The sequence below is a fragment of the Labrys okinawensis genome, from assembly GCF_002982075.1.
In the GTDB taxonomy this organism is placed as follows: domain Bacteria; phylum Pseudomonadota; class Alphaproteobacteria; order Rhizobiales; family Labraceae; genus Labrys; species Labrys okinawensis_A.
In genome coordinates this window covers 223,641-246,856 of the sequence record NZ_PUEJ01000007.1, presented here as the reverse complement: position 1 = coordinate 246,856, position 23,216 = coordinate 223,641, and the positions used below count along the sequence as shown (strand labels likewise).

The window sequence follows — 23,216 nt, the reverse complement described above, 5'->3', positions numbered from 1 at the left end:
CGCGGCCAAAATCGCGTAAAGGAGCGCCGTCGCAGAGACCTTGACCCTCTGATGGACGGAAGGATGCCATGTTGAATTCGCTCGACCTGCCGCGCCGGCCGCAGGATACCCGTGTCGTTGTTGCCATGTCGGGCGGCGTCGACTCTTCCGTTTGTGCCGCTCTTCTGAAGGAGCAGGGCTATGACGTGATCGGGGTGACGCTTCAGCTCTATGACCATGGCGCCGCGATCCATCGCAAGGGCGCCTGCTGCGCCGGCCAGGACATTCATGACGCGCGCGAGGTCGCCGACCGCATCGGCATTCCGCACTACGTGCTCGACTATGAAAGCCGCTTCAAGGAAGCGGTGATCGACCGTTTCGCCGATTCCTACGTGGCCGGCGAAACGCCGATCCCCTGTGTCGAGTGCAACCAGCGCGTCAAGTTCCGCGACCTGCTCGGCACGGCGCGCGATCTCGGCGCCGACGTGCTGGCCACCGGCCATTATGTTGCGAGCCGGGCAGTGCCCGGCGGGCGCGGCCTGTTCCGTCCGCGCGATGCCGAGCGCGACCAGAGCTATTTCATGTTCGCCACCACCAGGGAGCAGCTCGACATCCTGCGCTTCCCGCTCGGCGAGATGACAAAGCCGGAAACGCGCCAGGCTGCCGAGCGCTTCGGGCTGTCCGTGGCGGCCAAGCCCGACAGCCAGGACATCTGCTTCGTGCCCTCCGGCCGCTATGCCCAGGTCATCGAGAAGCTCAAGCCGGGCGCCGCCGTTCCGGGCGAGATCGTGCATCTGGACGGCCGCGTGCTTGGCCAGCACCAGGGCGTCATCCACTACACCATCGGCCAGCGCAAGGGGCTGGGCATCGCCACCGGCGAGCCGCTGCATGTCATCCGCCTCGATGCCGAGGCGGCGCGGGTGATCGTCGGCCCGCGCGAAGCGCTGGCGACGCGCCATGTCGCCCTGCGCGACGTCAACTGGATCGGCGACGGCGCGCTCGAGAACCTGCCTGCCGAGGGCCTGGAGATCGCCGTGCGCGTGCGTTCCACCCGAGCGCCCAAGCCGGCATTGCTGCATTTCGGCCCGGAAGGCCCGACGATCGAGCTCGCCGAGGCCGAGGACGGCGTTTCCCCCGGCCAGGCTGCCGTGTTCTACGATCATGCCGATGGCCAGGCCCGCGTGCTCGGCGGCGGCTTCATTCGCGGGGCACGGCCGCAGACCGTCTTCGCCTATGGTGGCCAGACAGCTGCGGCCTGATCCGGTCCTGCGCGCCAGGGGGCGCGTGCTTTCGGTCCTTGCATTGCGTCAAGCTCTGTCCGAAAAGGAGAACCCTCCTGTCGAGGGTTCGCGTCTGGGGAAAAATGCGATATCGGAAAAAATCGCATGCTTGCTCCAGATCTTTGTTTTGAAGCATTTTCCCAACCGAAAAGTCCGGCAACTTTTCTGGAAAATGCTACAGATTGCTGAAACGGCGTGGTGCGATGGCCAGAGACCTTGATCCCTACAAGCTGTCTTCCCCCCGGATCTTCTTCATCCGCATGCTGATCTTTCTGGTGCTGGCGGCCTGCGTCACCGCCGTGCTCTATCGTCAGCTCTATATCGCGTTCATGGCCAATCCCGGACTCAACGGCCTGATCATCTTCACCCTGCTGCTCGGCATCGTCTTCGGCTTCCGCCAGGTGATCCGCCTGCTGCCGGAAGTGCGCTGGGTCAATGCCTATCGCCTGCGCGACCCCGGCCTGGAGCTTCGGGACCAGCCGGTGATGCTGGCGCCGATGGCGACATTGCTCGGCGACAAGGTCGGCCGGCGCTCGATCTCGCTCTCCACCCTGCGCTCCATTCTCGAATCGATCGGCATGCGCCTGGATGAGCAGCGCGAAGTCTCGCGCTATCTCACCGGACTTCTGGTCTTCCTCGGCCTGCTCGGCACCTTCTGGGGCCTGATCGAGACGGTGGGCTCGGTCGGCAACGTCATCAATTCCATGTCGGTGGGCGGCGGCGACGCCAGCACCGTGTTCGAAAGCCTGAAAAGCGGCCTCGCCGCCCCGCTCAAGGGCATGGGCGTGTCCTTCTCGTCCTCGCTGTTCGGCCTTGCCGGCTCGCTCATCCTCGGCTTCCTCGACCTGCAGGCCGGTCAAGCCCAGAACCGCTTCTATACCGAGCTCGAGGACTGGCTCGCCGCCACCGTCACCGACATCGAAGCCGAGGGCCTTGCCCGCGGCGGCTCCGACGGCGAAATGGCGGCCATCAAATCGGCGATCGAGCGCATGGCCGACGGCTCGCGCGAGGCCGGTTCCGGCCGCAACGCCACCGCCGCCATGGCCCAGCTCGCCGAAGGCATCCAGGGCCTCGTTCAGCATATGCGCTCCGAGCAGCAGATGATCCGCGACTGGGTCGAGAGCCAGGCCGAGCAGCAGCGCGATATCAAGAGCGTGCTGGAACGCCTGATGCAAGAGCGCGAGAAGAACTGATGGCGGGCTCGATATCGGCCAGGGCGTCAGCCTCCGCCATTCCCGGCCTCACGCTTGCAAAGGAGATTTGCGAGCGCAAGGGGAAGGGAAGCGGGGGGCTGGGATACTCATTCTTGGCCCCGGGATCCCCTTCCCTCGCCCCTGCGCGGCTCGCCGGGAATGACACGACACGAGCGGGGGCCGTCTAATGCCCGTTGGAAGACGCCGCCGCGGCGAGGGCATCAATTACTGGCCGGGCTTCGTCGACGCCCTGTCGACCCTGCTCCTGTCCATCATCATGATCCTGTCGATCTTCGTGCTCGGCCAGTTCTTCCTGTCCCAGGAAGTCACCGGCAAGGACGAGGCGCTAAACCGGCTCAATGCCCAGATCGCGGAATTGTCGCAGCTGCTGGCGCTGGAACGCACCACGGGGCGAAACGCCCAGGAACAGCTTTCGGTGCTCGCCAGCAGCCTCGACAAGGCCAACGCCGACAAGTCACGCTTGCAGGGCCTGCTGGACGAGGCCCAGAAAGATGCAGCGGCTGCCAGCGCCCAGGGCGGTCAGGTCGCGCAGATCCAGGGTGAGCTCGACAGCCAGAAACGCATTTCCGACCAGGCGATGGCCCAGGTCGAACTGCTCAATCAGCAGATCTCAGCCCTGCGCCGGCAGATCGCCGCGCTGGAACAAGCCCTGGACGCCTCCGAATCCAAGGACCGCGAGAGCCAGACCAAGATCGCCGATCTCGGCTCGCGCCTGAATGCGGCCCTGGCCCAGCGCGTGCAGGAGCTCTCCCGCTTCCGTTCCGACTTCTTCGGCCGCCTGCGCGAGGTGCTCGGCAACCGCCCCGACGTGCGTATCGTCGGCGACCGTTTCGTCTTCCAGTCGGAAGTATTCTTCCAGGCGGGACAAGCCACGCTGCAGCCCGAAGGCAAGGCCGAGATGGACAAGCTCGCCGCCGCCCTCCTCGAGCTGCAGGACAAGATTCCCGCCGACATCCCCTGGGTACTGCGCGTCGACGGCCATACCGACGATCGGCCGATCAACTCGCCGCAATTCCCGAGCAACTGGGAATTGTCGTCCAGCCGCGCCATCTCCGTGGTGCAATATCTGATGTCGAAGGGCATTCCGGCACAGCGCCTGGTCGCGGCCGGTTTTGCCGAGTTCCAGCCGATCGACACGGCCGGCACCGACGAGGCGCGCAAGAAGAATCGCCGCATCGAACTGAAGCTGACCGAACGATGAGCGCTGCTGCGGTCACCCTCCGGCTGGCGAAGGCGGCGGACGAGCCGGCCCTCAAATCCCTGTGGTGCGAGGCTTGGCAGGCCACCTACCCGGCCTTCGATTATGAAGCCCGCTGGCCGGGACAGTGGCGCCGATGGCACATGCTCGAAGCGGAGATCTTCGTGGCGCTGCGCGAGGATGCCACCGCCGAGACGATCGTCGGCATGCTGGTGCTGGCGCCGCAGGAGGACGATGCCTTGCTGCTGGAGCAGATCGCGCTGCCGCCGGCCGAGCAGGGCAGCGGCCTGGCGCATCTGCTCCTGCTGCTTGCCAAGCAGAAGGCCGGCTCGGTCCTGCGCCTCACCGTCAACACCTTCAATGAAAGGGCGATCCGCTTCTATGAGCGCGAGGCGTTCCAGCGCTGCGGCAGCGGCATCAATTCCGGCTCCGGCCTGCCGACCTTCGAGTATGAATGGCGGCGCTGATGGAGATCGGCCCTCGTCATTTGTTACGCTCGCAAACAATTTTTGAAATCTTCGCGCCTAGGATTCAGGCATAATCGCACCAGAAAATCTCGGGGTTGTCGCATGAGTCGCAAATATTTCGGCACGGATGGCATTCGCGGCCGGGCCAACAGCGTGATTACGCCGGAACTGGCGATGAAGGTCGGCATGGCGGCCGGCCTCGCTTTCCAGCGCGGCGAACACCGCCATCGCGTGGTGATCGGCAAGGATACCCGCCTGTCGGGCTATATGATCGAGAATGCCCTGGTGGCGGGCTTCACCGCTGTCGGCGTCGACGTGATGCTGCTGGGCCCGATGCCCACCCCCGCCGTGGCGATGCTCACCAATTCGCTGCGCTGCGACATCGGCGTGATGATCTCGGCCTCGCACAACCCCTATGACGACAACGGCATCAAGCTGTTCGGCCCCGACGGCTTCAAGCTCTCCGACGAGACCGAACGCTCCATCGAGGCCCTGATCGACACCGATCTGTCGTCGCGGCTGGCCGGCTCGCGCGATCTCGGCCGGGCCCGCCGCATCGACGATGTGCGCGCCCGCTACATCGAATTCGCCAAGCGCACCTTGCCGCGCCAGCTCCGCCTCGACGGCCTCAGGGTGGTGGTCGACTGCGCCAATGGCGCCGCCTACAAGGTCGCCCCCGAAGCATTGTGGGAGCTCGGTGCCGACGTCATTCCGATCGGCGTGGAACCCGATGGCTACAACATCAACAAGGATGTCGGTTCCACTGCCCCCGATGCCCTGTCACGCAAGGTCCGCGAACTGCGCGCCGATATCGGCATCGCCCTCGACGGCGATGCCGACCGCGTGGTGATCGTCGACGAGAAGGGCCATGTCATCGACGGCGACCAGCTGATGGCGGTGGTTGCCTCGGACTGGAAGGAAGAGGGCAAGCTCACCCAGCCCGGCATCGTCGCCACGGTGATGTCCAATCTCGGCCTGGAGCGCTATCTCGGCGGCCTCGGCCTGCAGCTCGAGCGCACGGCGGTGGGCGACCGCTACGTGCTCGAACGCATGCGGGCGCAGGGCTACAATGTCGGCGGCGAGCAGTCGGGCCACATCATCCTGTCCGACTTCGCCACCACCGGGGATGGCCTCGTCGCCGCCCTGCAGGTGCTGGCCGTGCTCAAGAAGGCCGATCGCCCGGTCAGCGAGGTCTGCCACCGCTTCGATCCGCTGCCGCAGATCCTCAAGAATGTACGCACGGGTGGCGGCAAGGTGTTGGACGATCCCAAGGTCGCCAAGGCGATCGAGGGCGCGCGCAAGCAGCTCGGCGATGGCGGGCGCCTCGTCATCCGTCCCTCCGGCACCGAGCCGGTGATCCGCGTCATGGCCGAGGGCGACGACCGCGTCAGCGTCGAGACCGCCGTGGACGAGGTGATCGAAGCCATCACCAAGGCGGCGTGAGTTGGGCGGCGGGTCTTCTGGCCCGCCCGCAGCCGCCGGGAAGGCGGCTCAGGAGATCCGCCCCCCGAAGCGCCATCAAGACCGTACCTGTTCTTCCTCGATCGGCAGGAAGAGGCTCGATAGCAGAGTGAGCCCGGCGATCACCATGAAGAGCAGCGACAGCGGCAGCCATTGCACGCCATAGGTCTTGACCAGCCAGACCCCGACGACCGGCGTCAGGCCGCTGAAGATGGCGCCGCTCAGCGACGAGCTCAGCGAAATGCCAGTATAACGCAGATGCACCGGGAAGGCGCGCGTCAGGAAAGGCGCCATCACGGCATAGTGGGCGGCAACGAAGAAGGTGCCGACCAGGATGCCGATGCGGATATTGCCGAGATCGCCCGTCACGATCAGCATCATCATCGGGATGGCGAAGACGAAGGCAGCCGCCGACATCGCCACCAAGAGGAAACGCTCGTTGAACCGGGTGGCGATCCAGGAACCGAACGGAAAGGCGATCAGCTCGAGCACGCCGACCCAGAAGATCACGTTCAGAATGTCGGATTTGGAGATGCCGAGCGACTCGGTGGTGAAAGTCGTCATCAGCGTGGTCAGAAAGTAGAAGCCGGCGACACCGAGCAGGCACAGGCCCATGCCGAGCAGGAGCGTATAGGCGCGCGTGCGAAAGATTTCCTTGGCCGGCACGATGTCGTCCTGCGGCATTTCCTCCAGCCGTTTGATCAGCTCCGGGCTCTCCTTGATGCCGGCGCGGATGACGAAGGCCACGATGATCAGCACGGCGCTGGCCAGGAAGGGGATGCGCCAGCCCCAGGCGAGGAAATCCTCGCGCGGCAGATCCGAGACCGTGCGAAAGGCGAGCGCCGCCAGCATCAGCCCGATCGGGCTGCCATATTGCGGAGCCGAGGCCAGGAAAGTCTTCCACTTCGGCGGGGCATGCTCGGCGGCGATCAGCACCGCACCGCCCCATTCGCCGCCGACCGCAACGCCCTGGATGAGGCGCAGCAGGATGAGCAGGATGGCGGCGCTGATGCCGATCGAACTGTAGCCCGGCAGGAGACCGATCAGCACGGTGGCCGCGCCCATCAGCAACAGCGTGATGATCAGTGAATTCTTGCGTCCGACCTTGTCGCCGAAATGGCCGAACAGCAGGGCACCGACCGGCCGGGCCACGAAGCCGATGGCGAAGGTGCCGAGCGAGGCGATGATGCCCATGAAACGGTCGTCGGACTTGAAGAAGACGTCGCCGAAGACCAGCGCCGCGGCCGTGCCATAGACGTAGAAATCGTACCATTCGATCATGGTGCCGACGAAAGCACCGAGGGCGGCACGGATCGGCTGGCGCTCGGATGCCTGTCCGGCGCCGGCTGTAACGGTCTGTGTCATGATGTTCCTCGTCTCGATTTCTAAAGCAAAGCGCGTTCAAGCGGAAACGCTGCATTGCTCTAACTCTTTGGTACGATGCGTCTTTGCGGTTCTTGGCGATTCTGCCAAATCGCAAAACGCTCTGGATCAGCGCGACGGCCGGCCGGCGCGGAAGGCCGAGACGAAGCGCGGCGCGGCTTCAGACACCGCGCTGAGCGAATAGCCGCCCTCCTGTACGATCACGACGGGAAGGGGCAGCGCCCCCCAGACGGCGCCGATCGCCTTATAGGCAGCCGTGGTTACCGCCAGCTTGGACAGCGGGTCCTCGCGATGGGCGTCCCAACCGGCGGACACCACCAGAGCCTGCGCCCCGAAAGCCGTCACGGCGGCGGCCAGCGCCCGGTTGGCCTCGATGAAGGCGCCGTCGCCGCTGCCCTCGGCCAAGGGCAGGTTGAGGTTGGCGCCCTCGCCCGCTCCCTCGCCCGTCTCGTCGGCATAGCCGGAGTAATGGGGGTAGTAGCTCGATGGGTCCGTATGGGTCGAGCCGAAGAAGACATCGCCGCGGCTGTAGAAGATCGCCTGCGTGCCGTCACCATGATGGGTGTCGAAGTCGATGACGGCCACGCGCTGATACCGGGTGCGCAGCCGCTCGGCGGCAATGGCGGCATTGTTGAAGAAGCAGAAGCCGGCGGCCCGATCGACATAGGCATGGTGCCCCGGCGGGCGACAAAGCGCGAAGCTGTCGAAGGCGCCGGCGATGAGGTCGTCGGCAGCCGCCACGGCGCTCTGGGCCGACAGATAGGCGGAGGAGAAGGTGTGCTCCGTCATCGCGTTGGACAGGCCGTTGATGTACCAGCCCGTCTGCCCGAGAATTCCCTTCGGGCGCGGGGCGGGACGCGGGCGAAAGGCCGCATCCGCGCCCTGATAGGGGCTGACGGCCGGCAGGACTTCGGGCCCGGCATTGGGCAGTTCCTGGAAGCGCCGATAGGCCGTTTCCAGAAAGTCGATGTAATGGCCGGCATGCACGGCCTCGATCGGCGCCCGGCCCGCATCCCTGGGCTCCTCGACCGTCAGGCCAAGCGCCGTGAGAGATCCGACCAGGGTTTGCGCGCGCTCGGGATTCTCCAGGGCGCTGCCGATTCGACCGTTGATCATGTACTGGGTCGGCCGATGGGCCATCTGCCTGTCGGAAAAGAATAATTTCATCGAGCAACACTCCGGGCAACAATGGGAGGCCCCAAAGCATCTTGCAGAAAAGCCGGCGGGCATTTGCGGTTGAGGAAATGCTTCAGGACAATAAGTCAGAGAAAAAGTGCGATTCGGATAAATCGCACTCTGCCCCAGTGTTGCAGAAGCTGGCGAGAACGCCAGCCGTCCGGGTGCCGGTCCTGTGAATTGGACTGACGAAGGGATCCTGCCGGAATTGCCATGCGCTTTTCGCCGGATCTTCAACTTGCGGCCCTGGCGTGTTTAGCTGCCGGCGTCGCTGACAGCCGGAGAGCGATGATGGCTGAAGTTTTGCTGTTTCATCATGCCCAGGGTCTGACACCCGGCGTGCAGGCATTTGCCAAAACCTTACGGGCCGCCGGCCATGTCGTGCATGCGCCGGACCTTTTCGACGGGCGCATCTTCGCCAGCATCGAGGAAGGCCTGGCTCACATCAATGAGGTCGGCTTCGATGCCATGCGGGATCGGGCCGAGCATTGCGCCGACGGCCTGCCCCCGGGCCTGGTCTATGCCGGCTTCTCCTTCGGCGTGGTGCCGGCTCAGAAGCTCGCGCAGACCCGCCCGGGCGCGCGCGGCGCCCTCTTCTTCCATTCCTGCCTGCCGATCAGCGGCAAATGGGCCTTCGGTCCCTGGCCGCGGGGCGTTCCGGTGCAGATCTACGGCATGGACCGCGATCCCATCTTCGTCGGCGAGGGCGACATCGAGGCGGCGCGCGAAATCGTGGAGAAAGCCGAGGACGCGGAGCTGTTCCTCTATCCGGGGGATCAGCATTACTTCGCCGACAGCTCGCTGCCGTCCTTCGACGCGGATGCCACAAGGGCGCTCACCCGGCGCGTGCTCGAATTTCTCGGTCGCGTTGCAGCATGAAGTGATGCAGAGCAATCCCGGAATCGCATCGAAATTGAATGGACTCATCCTGCGATCCCGGATCTGCACAGCAACGCCGGCGCGTCCCGAAGAGGACGCGCCTCGCCCCGCGCAGGTCAGGCCGCAGTGGGGCGCGTCAGCAGCTGCTCGCTTTGGGTGATGGCCTCGCCGACATTGGGCCGGCCGCTGCCGCTGGCGATCAGATCTCGCAAGCTGCCCGTGATGTAGCTGTGCCAGCCGTCCGAACAGGCATGGTAGCACTCGTAGTCGGGCACGAGCCCCAAATGGGTGAAGGCAATCTCCGTCTGATCGCCCTTCCTCGCAATCTCGAAAATGATTTCGGTGCCCTTCCACTCGGAGCTGTCCCGGGTGAAGCTGAAATAATTGTCGAGGACGCGCCAGACGACCTTCCGGTCCGGGATCAATTCGCGCACCTGGATCTCGCAGCGATGAACATCCTCGTAGCTGTATCTGAATTTCTCGCCGACCCGGCTGGTTCCGCCCTCGATGTTCTCCGACCACCAGCCGCGTACATTGACGATGGCGGCGAAAGCCTGCGCCGGTGTCTGGTCGACCGTAAAGCTGGTGGTGTAACTGCGATCCGTCATGGCTGCCTCCCGTTGCCTGGTTCGATGACGGGATTGTAGGAAGGTCTGGCGGATCGCGTGAGTTACAAGCGTGGCGGGATTTGGAGCGCTCCAGCCTGTCCCCTTCGGCAAGGTGTGCCGGACCGTGCGGTCATCCGATTCTGGCTATCCCGCCGGGAATGGTGTACAACTCCAAAAATTGGAGCAAAGTCAGCGCATGAGACGCTGCCCTAATTGAGACACGCTCCAGGATCGGCGGATTGACCGAAGCTTTTGTGGCATCGTGCCTGCAGGCTGCGATTTTTCCAGGAAACTGCAATTCTTCTCCCGGCCCTGCCATGAGGCGCCGCGGGAGGGATAAGTCCGTGGCGGGCAGTCTGAAAGCTGCCAGCCTCCTTCAGCCCGACCGATCAGAACGTTTGATTGGCGCAAGACGGCACGATTCATCCTTGGGCCGGCGATGCGTTCGGCCCTTTTGTTTTTGGTATTTGGAGTTCGTATGCTGATACTCGTTCGTGAGAACAACATTGAACAGGCGCTCAAGGCCCTCAAGCGCAAATTGGCGCGCGAAGGCGTCCTTCGCGAGCTGAAGTTGCGCAGAGCTTATGAAAAGCCGTCCGAGCGCAAGGTGCGCGAGAAGGGGGAAGCCGTTCGCCGCGCCCGCAAGCTCGCTCGCAAGCAGGCTCAGCGCGAGGGCCTATTGCCTGCCCCCAAGCCCAAGGCCCAGTCGCGAGGACGGGGAGGGCCAGGGAGAAGCGGGCCTTCGACCACCACCAGGACGTGATTGTCGTGCCCGGCGCCGCGCAGATCGCCATATTTGTGATGCGGTGAGCACCTCCCGACACCTCCAGGACACAGAAAGCGTGATTGATGAAGCATGCGTTTGAGGTCGGCGATATCGTCACCTTTCATTCGTCCATCTCGAGGCACGACGAAGGCCCTTATCTGGTGACCCGGCAAATGCCCGCCGATGGCCCCGAGCCCGCCTACAGGCTGAAAGACATCTCGGATTCCCGCGAAAGGGTGGCTCGGGAGCACGAACTGCGTGCTTCCAGGCAAGGCGCGGGCCTAACGCCCGAGCCGCACCGGAGCGCTCTGAAACCCGCGCGGACCAGACCGACGCGGCGGTCGACATGACGCATGCAGGAAGGGATGCAGATTCCCGGTGATCCCGCTGGAGCAAAGCGCGTTTAGACGGAAACGCTCATTGGCTTGCAGGGCTTCACCGAGTCCCCGAAAGAACAGGCGCCGGGCACCGATTCTGGTATAGGCAGGGCGGTGACCTCCCAATCCAGCATAGCCGAGGTGCCGGCCCGCAATCGCCTGGCATCGCCGTGATGTTCGGTCGGGCCGGCAGCTTCAGTACGATGATGGTAAACGTGACAGACCTATCCAACGTGATCCCGGCTCAAACAGGACGCAGCTGGCGCAGCACCAAGCATGCCGCCGAATATCTCCTGCTGCGCGGCCTGGTCGGTCTCCTGCATATCCTGCCGCTCGATTTCGGTTCCTGGGCCATGGGCTCCCTGTGGCGCCTGGTCGCCCCTCGGTTGCGCCGCCACGACCGGGCCTTGCGGCACCTGGCCGCCGCCTACCCGACAAAGAGTGCCGCCGAGATCGATACACTGGCACGCGCGATGTGGATGGATCTGGGGCGGACATTCGCCGAAAGCCTGATGGTGGATCGCATCGTCAAGGCCGGACGCGTGGAGGATGCCAGCGGACCGCTGATCGAGGCGGTGAAGGCCAGCGGCAAGGGCGTGGTATTCGTTTCGCTCCACACGGGCAATTGGGAACTCGTCGTCATCCCGACGGTGACGAACGGCATCAAGGTGGCCGGCGTTTACCAGCGCATGAAGAATCCGAAGGTCGACGACTACGTCGCTCTCGTGCGTCGCGACCGCTATCCACGCGGGCTTTTCGTCAAGGGTGCCGATGTCGGCAAGAAGCTGCTGCGCATCGTGCGCGGCGGCGGCGCCATTGCGCTGCTCGCCGATCTGCGCGACCGCAACGGGCTCTCGGTGCCGTTTTTCGACCGGCCCGCCCCTTCGACCACCTTTCCGGCCCTGCTTGCCAGGGGAAGCGATGCGCTGCTGGTCGCAGCCCGCGTCATCCGCACCCATGGCGTGCGTTTTCGGATCGAAGCCGAGATCCTCGACATACCCCGCACCGACGACCGAAACGCCGATGTGGACGCGGCAACGCACCTCACTCACCAACTCTTCGAAAAATGGGTACGCGAACATCCCGAACAGTGGATGTGGGCCCATCGTCGGTGGGGTTGAGGCGTCCCGCGATCTGGGAAGCGGAAGCTCCTCTTGTTTCCGAGGCCGGAAGGGACATGATGATCTCCCTTTCGCCGCCCTGATTGCCATATAGTTGGGAGCCCGCCATGCCCAAGCTCGATCTCGCCACCATTCCCAGGCACAAGGGCTCCGGCTATCCGCCGCCCTTCGACGGGCCCTGCGCGGAACGGGTGCGGCAGCGCCTCGGCAATGCCGGCGGCCTCCAGGATTTCGGCATCAACCTCATGCAACTGCCGCCGGGCAACTGGTCGAGCCAGCGCCATTGGCACACCGCCGAGGACGAATTCGTCTATGTGCTGCAGGGCGAGTTGACGCTCGTCGAGGATGGCGGCGAGACGATCCTGCGGGCCGGCGATTGCGCCGCCTTTCCAAAGGGCACCGGCAACGGCCACCACATGATCAACAGATCCGGCGCCATGGCGGCCTATCTGGAAATCGGCTCCCGCTCTCCCGCCGACGTGATCCACTGCTCCGATATCGACATGATGAGCCCCAGTTCCGACGGCCGCTTCCTGCACAAGGACGGCACGCCTTATGCCGGGGCCTGAGGCCACCTCGTCATTTTCGACGCGACGGTTCAGATCCCGGACCACAAAGCCTGGCGGGCGCTCAAGGCCTCAGCCGTCATGCGGACCAGCCCAGGCCTCGAGCCAAGCGATGGCGAAATCGAGCATGGGTCTGGCATCCACCAGCAGGGACGGCGCCTGGCCGATGAGCCCCTGACGGCCGCCGCCCTGCGCGACGAAGGCGCTGACGATGCGTTCGATATAATTGGGCGGGATATCCTCGAGCACGGGCTCGGTGGTGTCGAACTCTTCGATGAAGCGCCAGGTCGTGCCGTTCTTGCCGGCGAAAGGCACTTCGTAACGCAGGATGCGCTTGCCGGGCAGGCGCGCCAGATGGTCGGCGTGGTGGATCAAGGTCATGGTGTCCCAGGGCGCTCCGACCATCAGCACGCGGCCGCCGGCCGCGACGAGCTTGGCCAAAGGCGAGCCCTCGCCATAACCGTAGTCTTGCGGGTGATCGGCCGTCAGCCAGGCCGCGCGGGCGCCGATCGCCGCCATCGAGGCGCCGGGATTGCCGCTGCGGTGGGCGCCGGGCATGGTTCGCACGAATTCGGCGATCACGCCATTGGCGCGGACGGCGCGCGAGGCCTGCTGGTCGAAGCCCGGCACATGATCGCGCCATGCCGGCAGGACGCGCCCCTCCTCGTCGAGGAGATCTGTGTGGACGCTGTCCCAATCGGTATAGACCATCATCGTCCCTTGCGGGCCGACGACATCGAGGAGCGCATGCGACAAGGCATCCGGGCCATTGAGCAGCGGCCCGACCCGGCTCATGGCAGCATGCACCATGACCATATCGCCCTCCCGGATACCGAGCCGGCGCAGATCATCGCGCAACGCGGCCCGGCTGCGATAGGCAGGCAAGGCTTCCGACATGACAACACTCCACGGTGCCGGCCGCGTCAGTCGCGCGAGGTGGCGCTCGGCGACGACAAATATTCGGCATATTCCGCCATCAGCGGCTGATAGAGCTCAGGTGCCGGATAGTGCTCGAAACTGTGCCGGGCCGGTGTCGAGGCCCAGGCCAGCTTCTCCGAAGTGCAGGTTTCGATGAAGGGTTCCGTCCACACCGCTTCGGCCAGCATGGTCGGGCGGACATTGACGAAGAAATCCATGCCTTCCGGCCTTGTGAAAAGCCAGCTCTTGCAATGGCCGCAGTAGAAATGCCGCGTCGGTCCATGCAGGGCGCCGATCACGGGTTCGCCGCGGGTGACCCGGAAGCCTTCGGAAGGAATTGCCGCGCTGAGGGAATAGGCGCTGCCGGTCATCTTCTGGCAGCCGCGACAATGGCAGGCCATGGTCATCAGGGGCGCGGCGGCGACCTCGAATTCGACCTGTCCGCAGCGACAGCTTCCCCTCATCGGTGTCGATTGATTCGGCATGCGCGCACCTACCCGGTCATGGCTGTGATCGTCACGCCCCTGCTACTGCGGCGGCGCTGGAATGTCGAGCCGGGGAACCAGGCTCGCCCAGCCAGCCCTCGAACAGCGTGACGACGGAATCATGATAGGTCACGTTCGGGCCGGCCTCGAGGCCGAGCTTTTGGGCGATCCGGATCGAAGCGGTATTTTCCGGTGCAATGATCGCCGTGACCCTGCGACCGGGATGCGTGCCGCGCGCCCAGTCGAAGGCGGCCCGGCTGGCCTCGAAGGCGATGCCCCGGCCATGGGCATGGGACGCGAACACCCACCCCGCCTCCAGTGAGCCCACCAGGCTCGGCTCCATGTCGCGCATGGCATCCTGGAAGCCGGTCATGCCGAGATAGCGCCCGCTCGCCTTCTCTATCACCGAGAAATAGCCGAAGCCGAAGAAATGCCAGGTGCCATGGGCCTGGAGAAAGCGCTGCCACATATCCTCTCGGCTGCGCTGCTTGCCCGAGATGTACCTGTAGACTTCCGGCTCCGCCCACATGGCGGCGTGGGGCTCGAAATCGTCGAGAATCGGTTTGCGCAGGAAAAGGCGCGGTGTTTCGATCATTTTTCAAATCTCGCTTTGCCCTGAAATCGCCGCCGCCTTGCCCGGAAGCTCCGCTCAGACCTTGATCCGCCATCCCGTGCGGAAGATCACCGCGATCGCGGCCAGGCACAGCAGCATGAACACCAGCGTCATGCCCAGGCTCTGCACGAAATCGACATCGGAAGCGGAAGCACCGTAGAAGGCCCAGCGGAACCCGCTCACCAGATAGAGAACCGGGTTGATGTAGCTGACGCCCTGCCAGAAGTCGGGCAGCATCTTGATCGAATAGAAGCTGCCGCCCAGGAAGGTCAGCGGCGTGATGATCAGGGTCGGCACGATCTGCAGCTTCTCCCAGCCGTCGGCCCATATGCCGATGAGAAAGCCGAACAGGCTGAAGGTCACCGATGTAAGCACCAGGAACGCCAGCATCCAGAACGGATGCTCGATGGAATAATGCGAAAAGGGCCAGGCGGTGATCAGGATGATGAAGCCGAGCAGGATGGATTTGGAGGCGGCCGCGCCGACATAGCCTATGACGATCTCCACCACCGAGACCGGGGCCGACAGCACTTCGTAGATGGTGCCGATGAATTTCGGCATGTAGATGCCGAAGGAGGCATTCGAAATGCTCTCGGTCAGGATCGCCAGCATGACTAGGCCGGGCACGATGAAGGCGCCGTAGTTCACGCCGCCGACCGTCGGCATGTGATTGCCGATGGCCGAGCCGAACACGATGAAATAGAGCGAGGTCGAGATCACCGGCGAGGCGATCGACTGCAGGAGCGTGCGGAAGGTGCGCGACATCTCGAAGACGTAGATGGCGCGAATGGCGTGAATGTTCATCAATGCGCCCCTACCAGGCTGACGAAGATGTCCTCGAGCGAGGACTGGCTGGTCTGCAAATCCTTGAAGCCAATGCCGGCTTCGCCGACGTCGTGGAGCAGGCGCGAGAGCACTTCCGGATCGTCCTTGGCGTCGAAGGTATAGATGAGCTGGTTGCCGTTGTCGGCGATATCGAGCCGGTAGGCGGCAAGAGCCGGCGGCACCGTCTCGAGAGGCTGCTGCAGGCTGAGGGTCAGCTGCTTCTTGCCGAGCTTGCGCATCAGCTCGGCCTTGTCCTCGACCAGGATGATCTCGCCCTTGTTGATCACGCCGATGCGGTCGGCCATCTCCTCGGCTTCCTCGATATAGTGGGTGGTGAGGATGATGGTCACGCCATTCTCGCGCAGGCCCCGCACCATTTCCCACATGTCGCGGCGCAGCTCGACGTCGACGCCCGCCGTCGGCTCGTCGAGGAACAGGATGGTCGGCTCGTGCGACAGGGCCTTGGCGATCATCACGCGGCGCTTCATGCCGCCCGACAGCGCCATGATCTTGCTGTCCCTTTTCTCCCACAGCGAAAGGTCGCGCAGGATCTTTTCGAGAAAGGCCGGGTTGGATGGCTTGCCGAACAGGCCGCGCGAGAAATTCACCGTCGCCCATACGGTCTCGAAGGCATCGGTCGACAATTCCTGCGGCACCAGGCCGATCTTGGTGCGGGCGGTCCTGTAATCCCTGACGATGTCGCAGCCGTCGGCGCGAATCGTGCCGCTGGAGGGATTGACGATGCCGCAGATGATCGAGATCAGCGTGGTCTTGCCTGCCCCGTTGGGGCCGAGCAGGGCGAAAATCTCGCCGCGGCGCAGATTGAGATCGATGCTTTTCAGGGCCTGGAAGCCCGATTTGTAGGTCTTGCTGACGCCGGACACCGCGACGATGACGTCCTCGGCGGACGGTGAATTGTTGGCTTTCATGCGTGCCTCCTTGCGGGGAAATGGCGTCTTTCCAAACCGAGTGCAACCATGTTTCTTCACACCGGAGGGGATGAAGGCTTCAAATGGCGGCGTCATACCGTGCGCAGCATGCAATGTTGCCCGGCGACACGGGACCGCCATCGAGAAAAAACGCGATCTCTTCACGCGATCCTGCATCGCAGCACGGCGTGCCGCTGCCTGCGGGAGGACACAAACGATCTATCCTTGCGCTGCCCTTGCCGAGCGGCAAAGCATTCGGCTACCAATCCTCGTCAGACAAATCCAGTCAGAGGGAAACCTGCCGCATGGCCTCGGTCGATGTCGTCGACGTCAAGAAATCCTATGGCGCCCAGAAGGTCATCCACGGCGTATCGATCACCATCGAGGACGGCGAGTTCGTCACTCTGGTCGGGCCTTCGGGCTGCGGCAAGTCCACGCTGCTGCGCATGATCGCCGGCCTGGAACCGATCACCGAGGGCACCCTCAGGATCGGCGACCGCCAGGTCAACGACCTGCCGCCGCGCGACCGCGACATCGCCATGGTGTTCCAGAGCTATGCGCTCTACCCGCACAAGACCGTGGCCGAAAACATGGGATTCGCGCTCAAGATCCGGAAGACACCGAAGGCCGAGATCGACGAGCGCGTGAAGCGGGCGGCCGAGATCCTCGACCTAGGCCCCTATCTGGCACGCTATCCGCGCCAGCTCTCCGGCGGCCAGCGCCAGCGCGTCGCCATGGGCCGTGCCATCGTGCGCGCCCCTCAGGTCTTCCTGTTCGACGAGCCGCTTTCCAATCTCGACGCCAAGCTGCGCGTGCAGATGCGCGCCGAGATCAAGGAGCTGCATCAGCGCCTGAAGACCACCACCATCTATGTCACCCACGACCAGATCGAGGCCATGACCATGGCCGATCGCATCGTGGTGCTCCATGACGGCATCATCGAGCAGATCGGCTCGCCGCTGCAGCTCTATGACCGTCCAGCCAATCTGTTCGTCGCGGGTTTCATCGGCTCGCCGGCCATGAATTTCATCAAGGGCCGGCTGGAGGCCAGTCCGGCGCCGCGCTTCGTCACCGATGACGGCGTGGAACTGCCCGTGCCCGCCATCCCGCCCGGCAGCGAAGGCCGGCGTGTCATCTACGGCATCCGTCCCGAGCATTTCTCCCTCGGCGGCAGCCTGCAGGCCAGGATTACCGTGGTGGAGCCAACCGGCGCCGAAACCCAGGTCTTCGCCCAGCTCGGCGAGCAGAGGGTGCTCGGTGTCTTCCGCGAGCGGGTGACGGCTGGTTCGGGCGAGATCCTGGCGCTGCAGCCCGACCTCGCCGCCGTGCATCTTTTCGACGCCGAGAGCGGTTTGCGGTTGAACTGAGGCGCGGCGTTCAGGATGCATGGAGATCACGGCAGCATGCCCGCATGTCGCGATGCCCGCGCATCCGGAATGGTCTGACCTTTTTGTTGACGAGAGTGGGGCGCCTTCCTAGCATCCGCACACTTCGCCACAACCCAACGTTGCCGAAGCGCTACGAAAAAGACATTTCCCGCTGCCGAGGCAGCCAAGAACAAGACCAGCTATTCAGACCGGGAGAATCGACGTGAAAACGGAAGACTACAAACATCTCCTCGCCCTGCAGGCGAGCCGCCGTGGGCTGCTCAAGGGCGCCGCAAGCGTCGGCGCCATGGCCGCGATGGGCAGCCTCGGCGTCACCGCCGCCCCCCAGCCGGCGGTGGCGGACGAAGCCAGCGACCTCAGGGCCAAGATCCTGCAGATCCCCGGGGTCGGCAAGGGCTCACCCACCGATGCCGACTGGCAGAAGGTCGGCGAGCTCTGCCTCGGCGCCACCAAGGCCTCCATTAAGGAAGGCGAGTTCAAGGGCGTCGAGCTCTCCTTCATGGGGCTCAACAACCAGAACCTGCACAACCTGCTGTTCCGCGGCTTCCTCAAGCCCTGGGAGGCCTATACCGGCGCCAAGATCAACTGGATCGACCTCGCCCAGGCCGACTACAATCCCCGCCTGCAGCAGGCCATCGCCACCGGCACGGTCGATTTCGACCTGCTCGAGATGGGCGCTCCCTTCGAGGGCGACGTCTGCGGCAAGGGCCTGGCTTCGGAAATGCCGGACTGGGTGAAGAAACAGATCGACATGGACGATCTCGTCTCCTACCTCAAGCCGCCCGTCGGCACCTGGGACGGCAAGCAGTACCGCGTCACCATCGACGGCGACACCCACAATTTCAACTACCGCACCGACTACTTCAAGGACGAGGCCCTGGCCAAGGCCTGGAAGGAAGCCGGCAACACCACCGAATGGGCGGTGCCCCGTACCTGGCAGCAGGTGCAGGCGGTGACCAAATTCCTCAAGGGCAAGCAGGTCGACGGCCAGGACGCCTATGGCTATCTCGACGCCTGCAAGGCCTGGGGCGGCTTCGGCTTCTATTTCCTCGGCAGCCGTGCCACCGCCTATGCCAAGCATCCCGACGACAAGGCCTGGCTGTTCGACGTCGACACCATGAAGCCGCGCATCAATAATCCGGCCTGGGTGCGCGCCATCCAGGACGTGCTCGACGCCCTGCCCTCCGAGCCTGCCGACCAGCTCAACGCCGACCCCAACACCACCGGCTTCCAGCAGTTTCTCGGCGGCACCGGCTCGATGTGCGTCTGGTGGGGCGACATCGGCTCCAACGCCAAGACCAATGATTCCTCGGTCATCGGCGACAAATGCGGCTTCGACATCCTGCCGGGCTCCGACGACGTCTACAATTCGAAGACCGGCAAGTGGGACAAGCTGGCGAGCGGCCCCAACTTCGCGCCGAATCTGGCCTATCTCGGCTGGGGCGTCTATGTGATGGCTCGCGTCGACAAGGACGAGAAGAAGCACAAGGCCGCCTGGAGCGCCGCCGCCCATCTCGGCGGCAAGGACCTGGCGCTGTGGACGGCAGTCTACCCCTCCGGCTTCCAGTGCTATCGCAACAGCCAGCACAATATCGACGAATGGGTGGCGGCCGGTTACGACAAGGAATTCATCACCAACTATCTGGATTCGCAGTTCAACTCCTACAACCACCCCAACGGGGCGATCGAACCGCGCATCCCCGGCATCTTCCAATATTACAGCCTGGCCGAGGACATTCTCGCCAAGATCTATGCCGGCCAGCTCAAGGCCCAGGAAGGCGCCGACCAGATCGCCGCAGCCTGGGAAAAGCTGACCGACCAGATCGGCCGCGAGAAGCAGATCAAGCTCTACAAGGCCTCGCTGGGGCTGTAGGATCAGGCACATCCCACGCCGATAAAGTCCCTTCTCTCCTTGTGGGAGAAGGTCCCGGCAGGGGGATGAGGGTGGACGCGCCATGTCCGGCGAGTTCGGCAAAACCCCTCATCCGCCTCTTCGGGGCACCTTCTCCCGCTAGGGGAGAAGGCGGGCGTCGCGCCTTTCAATCACGTTTCGCGTTCAGGGCCCCTGATGCCGCCGACCTCGTCTGCAACCGCTACACACGCTCCAAACTCCATCCCGAGCAGCCGCATCCTCCTCGGGCGCGTCCTGATCGGCCTGGCCTCAGTCCTCCTCGTCGTTGCCGCCCTGGTGCAGTTCCTGCACGAGAACCAGGGCATGTCGTTCGGCTTCGACAATTGGCGTCCCGTGCTCTACGCCTTCGTGCTGTGGTCGGTGGCGCTCGGCGTCGGGCAGGTGCTGATGCGGGGAGAAGCGGGCGAGCGCGCCCTGTTCATCCTGCCGGCCGTGCTGTTCACCGTGGCGATGGTGATCTTTCCCACCATTTTCGGCTTCTACATCGCCCTGACCGACTGGAATCTCTCCTCTTTCGCCGGCCAGCGCTTCAACGGCCTCGACAATCTCGTCACGCTCTTCCACGACCCCGATTTCTGGAACGCCCTCGCCAACATGGTGTTCTACGTGCTGATGGTATTGGTGGAATACGCCATCGCCTTCGGCCTCGCCCTCCTGCTCAATGCCGAGATCAAGGCCCGCAAATTCTTTCGCGTCGCCTTCCTCCTGCCCTTCATGCTCAGCCCCGTGGCGGTGAGCTGGATGGTCGGCAAGTCGATGATGGAATATCGCTACGGGCCGGTGGCACGGCTGATGCGGGAACTGGGCTGGTCGCAGCCGACCTTCTTCACCCAGCCCTGGATCGCCCGCCTCTCGATCGAGGCCATGGATGCCTGGGTTTCGATTCCCTTCCTGATGATCCTGCTGCTGGCCGGCCTGCAGGCTTTACCCAAGGAGGTGATGGAAGCTTCCAAGATCGACGGCGCCTCCGGCTGGCAGCAGTTCAAGGAGATGATCTTTCCCCTGATGCTGCCCGTTTCGATCACGGCGATCGTGCTGCGCATCATCTTCAAGCTCAAGCTCGCCGATATCGTGATCAACACGACCTCCGGCGGGCCGGGCGGGGCCACGGACACGGTGTCGAGCTTCATCTATCGCGAATACCGCGACCGCTCGAATGTCGGCTACGGCACCATGCTGGCGATGTTCTATCTCGTCGTGATCATCGTCTTCGTCACCGTGCTCCTGAATATCGCCAACCGCTTCATGCAGCGCAGCAGCTGATCGGGGAAGATCGACATGACGACGACAGCCATCCCGACCGCCGCGCCCCGCGACACCGCCTTCCGCCTGACCACAGTGCTCAGCCGCGTGCTGATCTATGGCGCGCTGGTCGCCTGGGCCTTCATCTGCCTGTTTCCGATCTACTGGACGCTGACCACCTCGATGAAATCGGCGGTCGACGTCACCCAGGGCCATCTCGTCCCCTGGCTCGACTTCCAGCCCGACTGGAAGGGCTGGCGCTCGCTCGGCCTTTCGCCCGATACGCTCGGCTCGACCTCGACGGTGCGCTCGGAATTCCTGTCACGCTTCACCAACAGCGTGATCACCTCGCTCGGCTCCTCACTGCTGGCCGTGGTGATCGGCTCCCTCGCCGCCTATGGCCTCAGCCGCTTCCAGTACAAATTCGCCTGGATGCGCAACCGGGACATCTCCTTCTTCTTCCTGTCCCAGTTGATCCTGCCGCCGGTGGTGCTGGCCCTGCCCTTCCTGGTGCTCTATCGCGAGCTCGCTCTGCTCGACACCCGCATCGGCCTGATCCTGCTCTACACGCTCACCGTGCTGCCGATCGTGATCTGGATCATGCGCGACCAGTTCGACACCATCCCCACCGAACTCGATGAGGCCGCTCTGGTCGACGGCCTGTCGCTGTGGGGCGCGTTCTGGCACATCATCCTGCCGATCGCCCTGCCCGGCATGGTGGCGGCTTTCATCCTGGCGCTGGTGCTGACCTGGAACGAATATTTCTTCGCCGCTTTGCTGACCTCCTCGGACGCCAAGACCCTGCCGGTGATGGTGGCGAGCCAGACCGGCTCGCAGGGCATCAACTGGTGGTCGATGGCCGCGCTCGCCACCACGGCGATCGCCCCGCTCGCACTGATCGGCATCTTCCTGGAACGCTATATCGTCAAGGGCCTGACGGCCGGCTCGGTGAAATGACGGATAAGCCCGTCCGGGGCCTGTCGCTTTGCTGCCGGGACGTGCCAAGCCCGGTCGTGGCGTTTCTGCCACAGTCGCGCTCTCGAAAGGCTTACGTCAAAGTTTCCTCTATCCGACCATCAAAAGTCTCTTGACGCCATCCTCGCCGCAGCGCATACGGGCTGCGGGACATTCCTCCCCAACGAGGAACGCCCATCTGCGAGGATGGAGACATCGCGATGACACTGCCAGTGCCAGCGGCAAAGCCCGCTGTCGTCAACTTCTCGTCCGGCCCTTGCGCCAAGCGCCCCGGATGGACCCCCGAAGCCCTCAAATCCGCCGCTCTCGGCCGTTCGCATCGTGCGAAGCTTGGCAAGACCAAGCTCGAGCAGGCGATCGAACTGACCCGTGACGTGCTCGGCGTGCCGGCGGACTACCGCATCGGCATCGTGCCGGCTTCCGACACGGGCGCCGTCGAGATGGCGCTGTGGTCGCTGCTCGGCGCCCGCGGCGTCGACGTGCTGGCCTGGGAATCCTTCGGCTCCGAATGGGTCACCGACGTCGTCAAGCAGCTCAAGCTCGATGATGCCCGCATCTTCAAGGCCGGCTATGGCGACATCGTCGATATCAGCGAGATCGACGCCAAGCATCGCGACATCGTCTTCACCTGGAACGGCACCACCTCCGGCGTGCGCGTGCCGAACGGCGACTGGATCCCGGCCGATCGTGAAGGCCTCACCATCTGCGACGCCACCTCGGCCGCTTTCGCCCAGCGCCTCGACTGGGCCAAGCTCGACGTCGTCACCTTCTCCTGGCAGAAGGCCCTCGGCGGCGAAGCGGCCCATGGCATGCTCGTCCTCTCGCCGCGCGCCGTCGCCCGGTTGGAGAGCTATACGCCGGCCTGGCCGCTGCCCAAGATCTTCCGCCTGACCAAGGACGGCAAGCTGATCGAGGGCATCTTCAAGGGCGAGACCATCAACACACCCTCGATGCTCTGCGTGGAGGACTATCTCGACGCGCTCAACTGGGCGAAGGCCACGGGCGGCCTCGACGGGCTGATCGCCCGCGCCGACGCCAACCTCGCTGCCATCGAGCGCTTCGTCGAGAAGACGCCCTGGATCGACTTCCTGGCCAAGGACCCCGCGACCCGCTCCAACACCTCGGTCTGCCTGAAGGTGGTGGATGAGAGGGTGGCGGCACTCCCGCCCGAAGGACAGGCCGCCTTCGCCAAGGCGCTCTCCTCCGCCATCGAGGCGGAGAAGGCCGGGCTCGACATCGGCTCCTATCGCGACGCGCCTCCGGGCCTGCGCATCTGGTGCGGCGCCACGGTGGAGACCGCCGATGTCGAAGCGCTGATGCCCTGGCTCGACTGGTCGTTCCACAAGGCGATCGCCACGATCGGCTGAGTTCTTCCCTGGGACCGCCGGCATCCTGCCGGCTCTTCGGAAACACGAGGTTTCCGGAATGAGGCCGACAAGAGATCGGCGGCCCCA

At 64.3% G+C, this 23,216-nt stretch carries 22 protein-coding genes; 14 read left to right on the top strand and 8 right to left on the bottom strand.

What is annotated here, in order from left to right; translation table 11 throughout:
• Nucleotides 1-68: 68 nt before the first annotated feature.
• From mnmA to glmM, 5 genes are all read left to right on the top strand, one after another.
• Nucleotides 69-1,238 (top strand): tRNA 2-thiouridine(34) synthase MnmA, encoded by a 1,170-nt coding sequence (gene mnmA / locus C5L14_RS20255; RefSeq protein ID WP_105863875.1) that lies wholly within the window; start codon nt 69-71, stop codon nt 1,236-1,238.
• A gap of 224 nt (nt 1,239-1,462) precedes the next feature.
• On the top strand, nt 1,463-2,452 hold the full coding sequence (locus C5L14_RS20250) for a flagellar motor protein MotA (protein WP_105863874.1): 990 nt from the start codon (nt 1,463-1,465) through the stop codon (nt 2,450-2,452).
• A gap of 187 nt (nt 2,453-2,639) precedes the next feature.
• The gene (locus C5L14_RS20240) at nt 2,640-3,674 is read left to right on the top strand and encodes a peptidoglycan -binding protein (protein ID WP_105863872.1); all 1,035 of its coding nucleotides are present in this window, start codon (nt 2,640-2,642) and stop codon (nt 3,672-3,674) included.
• Nucleotides 3,671-4,138 (top strand): GNAT family N-acetyltransferase, encoded by a 468-nt coding sequence (locus C5L14_RS20235; RefSeq protein WP_105863871.1) that lies wholly within the window; start codon nt 3,671-3,673, stop codon nt 4,136-4,138. The genes C5L14_RS20240 and C5L14_RS20235 overlap by 4 nt, the downstream gene beginning before the upstream one ends.
• 102 nt (nt 4,139-4,240) lie before the next feature.
• The gene (glmM, locus tag C5L14_RS20230; protein ID WP_105863870.1) at nt 4,241-5,581 is read left to right on the top strand and encodes a phosphoglucosamine mutase; all 1,341 of its coding nucleotides are present in this window, start codon (nt 4,241-4,243) and stop codon (nt 5,579-5,581) included.
• Nucleotides 5,582-5,656: 75 nt separating this feature from the next.
• Here glmM and C5L14_RS20225 read toward each other — a convergent pair whose 3' ends face one another.
• Both C5L14_RS20225 and C5L14_RS20220 read right to left on the bottom strand, forming a co-directional pair.
• On the bottom strand, nt 5,657-6,964 hold the full coding sequence (locus C5L14_RS20225) for an MFS transporter (RefSeq protein ID WP_105863869.1): 1,308 nt from the start codon (nt 6,962-6,964) through the stop codon (nt 5,657-5,659).
• 126 nt (nt 6,965-7,090) lie between these two features.
• Complete coding sequence (locus C5L14_RS20220; protein ID WP_105863868.1) at nt 7,091-8,149, bottom strand: histone deacetylase family protein; 1,059 nt, start codon at nt 8,147-8,149, stop codon at nt 7,091-7,093.
• A gap of 222 nt (nt 8,150-8,371) precedes the next feature.
• On the opposite strand from C5L14_RS20220, the gene C5L14_RS20215 reads away from it, so the two are divergent.
• Complete coding sequence (locus C5L14_RS20215; protein ID WP_105863867.1) at nt 8,372-9,037, top strand: dienelactone hydrolase family protein; 666 nt, start codon at nt 8,372-8,374, stop codon at nt 9,035-9,037.
• A 116-nt stretch (nt 9,038-9,153) separates the two neighbouring features.
• On the opposite strand, the gene C5L14_RS20210 is transcribed toward C5L14_RS20215, so the two are convergent.
• Nucleotides 9,154-9,645 (bottom strand): SRPBCC family protein, encoded by a 492-nt coding sequence (locus C5L14_RS20210; RefSeq protein WP_105863866.1) that lies wholly within the window; start codon nt 9,643-9,645, stop codon nt 9,154-9,156.
• A gap of 478 nt (nt 9,646-10,123) precedes the next feature.
• On the opposite strand from C5L14_RS20210, the gene rpsU reads away from it, so the two are divergent.
• From rpsU to C5L14_RS20190, 3 genes are all read left to right on the top strand, one after another.
• Nucleotides 10,124-10,408: a 30S ribosomal protein S21 gene (rpsU, locus tag C5L14_RS20205; protein WP_105863865.1), complete on the top strand. Its 285-nt coding sequence runs from the start codon at nt 10,124-10,126 to the stop codon at nt 10,406-10,408.
• Between the two features lie 595 nt (nt 10,409-11,003).
• The gene (locus tag C5L14_RS20195) at nt 11,004-11,909 is read left to right on the top strand and encodes a lysophospholipid acyltransferase family protein (RefSeq protein WP_181161259.1); all 906 of its coding nucleotides are present in this window, start codon (nt 11,004-11,006) and stop codon (nt 11,907-11,909) included.
• Between the two features lie 107 nt (nt 11,910-12,016).
• A complete protein-coding gene (locus C5L14_RS20190; protein WP_105863862.1) occupies nt 12,017-12,478 on the top strand; it encodes a cupin domain-containing protein in 462 nt (153 codons plus the stop codon).
• A gap of 69 nt (nt 12,479-12,547) precedes the next feature.
• Here the strand turns inward: C5L14_RS20190 and aac(3) are convergent, their stop codons facing one another.
• Genes aac(3) through C5L14_RS20165 form a run of 5 tightly spaced genes read right to left on the bottom strand, consistent with a single transcriptional unit; the run spans nt 12,548 to nt 16,245 of the window.
• Nucleotides 12,548-13,372, bottom strand: a complete 825-nt coding sequence (gene aac(3) / locus C5L14_RS20185) for an aminoglycoside 3-N-acetyltransferase (RefSeq protein WP_105863861.1) — start codon at nt 13,370-13,372, stop codon at nt 12,548-12,550.
• A 26-nt stretch (nt 13,373-13,398) separates the two neighbouring features.
• On the bottom strand, nt 13,399-13,878 hold the full coding sequence (locus C5L14_RS20180) for a GFA family protein (RefSeq protein WP_105863860.1): 480 nt from the start codon (nt 13,876-13,878) through the stop codon (nt 13,399-13,401).
• A 31-nt stretch (nt 13,879-13,909) separates the two neighbouring features.
• Complete coding sequence (locus C5L14_RS20175; protein WP_105863859.1) at nt 13,910-14,473, bottom strand: GNAT family N-acetyltransferase; 564 nt, start codon at nt 14,471-14,473, stop codon at nt 13,910-13,912.
• Between the two features lie 54 nt (nt 14,474-14,527).
• Nucleotides 14,528-15,295, bottom strand: a complete 768-nt coding sequence (locus C5L14_RS20170; RefSeq protein ID WP_105863858.1) for an ABC transporter permease — start codon at nt 15,293-15,295, stop codon at nt 14,528-14,530.
• Nucleotides 15,295-16,245, bottom strand: coding sequence for an ABC transporter ATP-binding protein (locus tag C5L14_RS20165; RefSeq protein WP_105863857.1), 951 nt, complete (start codon nt 16,243-16,245; stop codon nt 15,295-15,297). Before C5L14_RS20165 ends, C5L14_RS20170 begins: the two co-directional genes overlap by 1 nt.
• A gap of 305 nt (nt 16,246-16,550) precedes the next feature.
• Between C5L14_RS20165 and C5L14_RS20160 the strand changes: the two genes are divergently transcribed.
• The 5 genes from C5L14_RS20160 to C5L14_RS20140 all read left to right on the top strand — a co-directional run bounded on the left by C5L14_RS20160 (nt 16,551) and on the right by C5L14_RS20140 (nt 23,129).
• A complete protein-coding gene (locus C5L14_RS20160; protein ID WP_105863856.1) occupies nt 16,551-17,612 on the top strand; it encodes an ABC transporter ATP-binding protein in 1,062 nt (353 codons plus the stop codon).
• A gap of 307 nt (nt 17,613-17,919) precedes the next feature.
• Nucleotides 17,920-19,506 carry an extracellular solute-binding protein gene (locus C5L14_RS20155; RefSeq protein ID WP_105863953.1) on the top strand — a complete coding sequence of 529 codons (1,587 nt, stop codon included), beginning with the start codon at nt 17,920-17,922 and terminating at the stop codon, nt 19,504-19,506.
• Between the two features lie 195 nt (nt 19,507-19,701).
• A complete protein-coding gene (locus C5L14_RS20150) occupies nt 19,702-20,808 on the top strand; it encodes a carbohydrate ABC transporter permease (RefSeq protein WP_105863855.1) in 1,107 nt (368 codons plus the stop codon).
• A 15-nt stretch (nt 20,809-20,823) separates the two neighbouring features.
• Nucleotides 20,824-21,744, top strand: coding sequence for a carbohydrate ABC transporter permease (locus tag C5L14_RS20145; RefSeq protein WP_105863854.1), 921 nt, complete (start codon nt 20,824-20,826; stop codon nt 21,742-21,744).
• Between the two features lie 218 nt (nt 21,745-21,962).
• Nucleotides 21,963-23,129: a phosphoserine transaminase gene (locus tag C5L14_RS20140; protein WP_105863853.1), complete on the top strand. Its 1,167-nt coding sequence runs from the start codon at nt 21,963-21,965 to the stop codon at nt 23,127-23,129.
• Nucleotides 23,130-23,216: the final 87 nt, after the last annotated feature.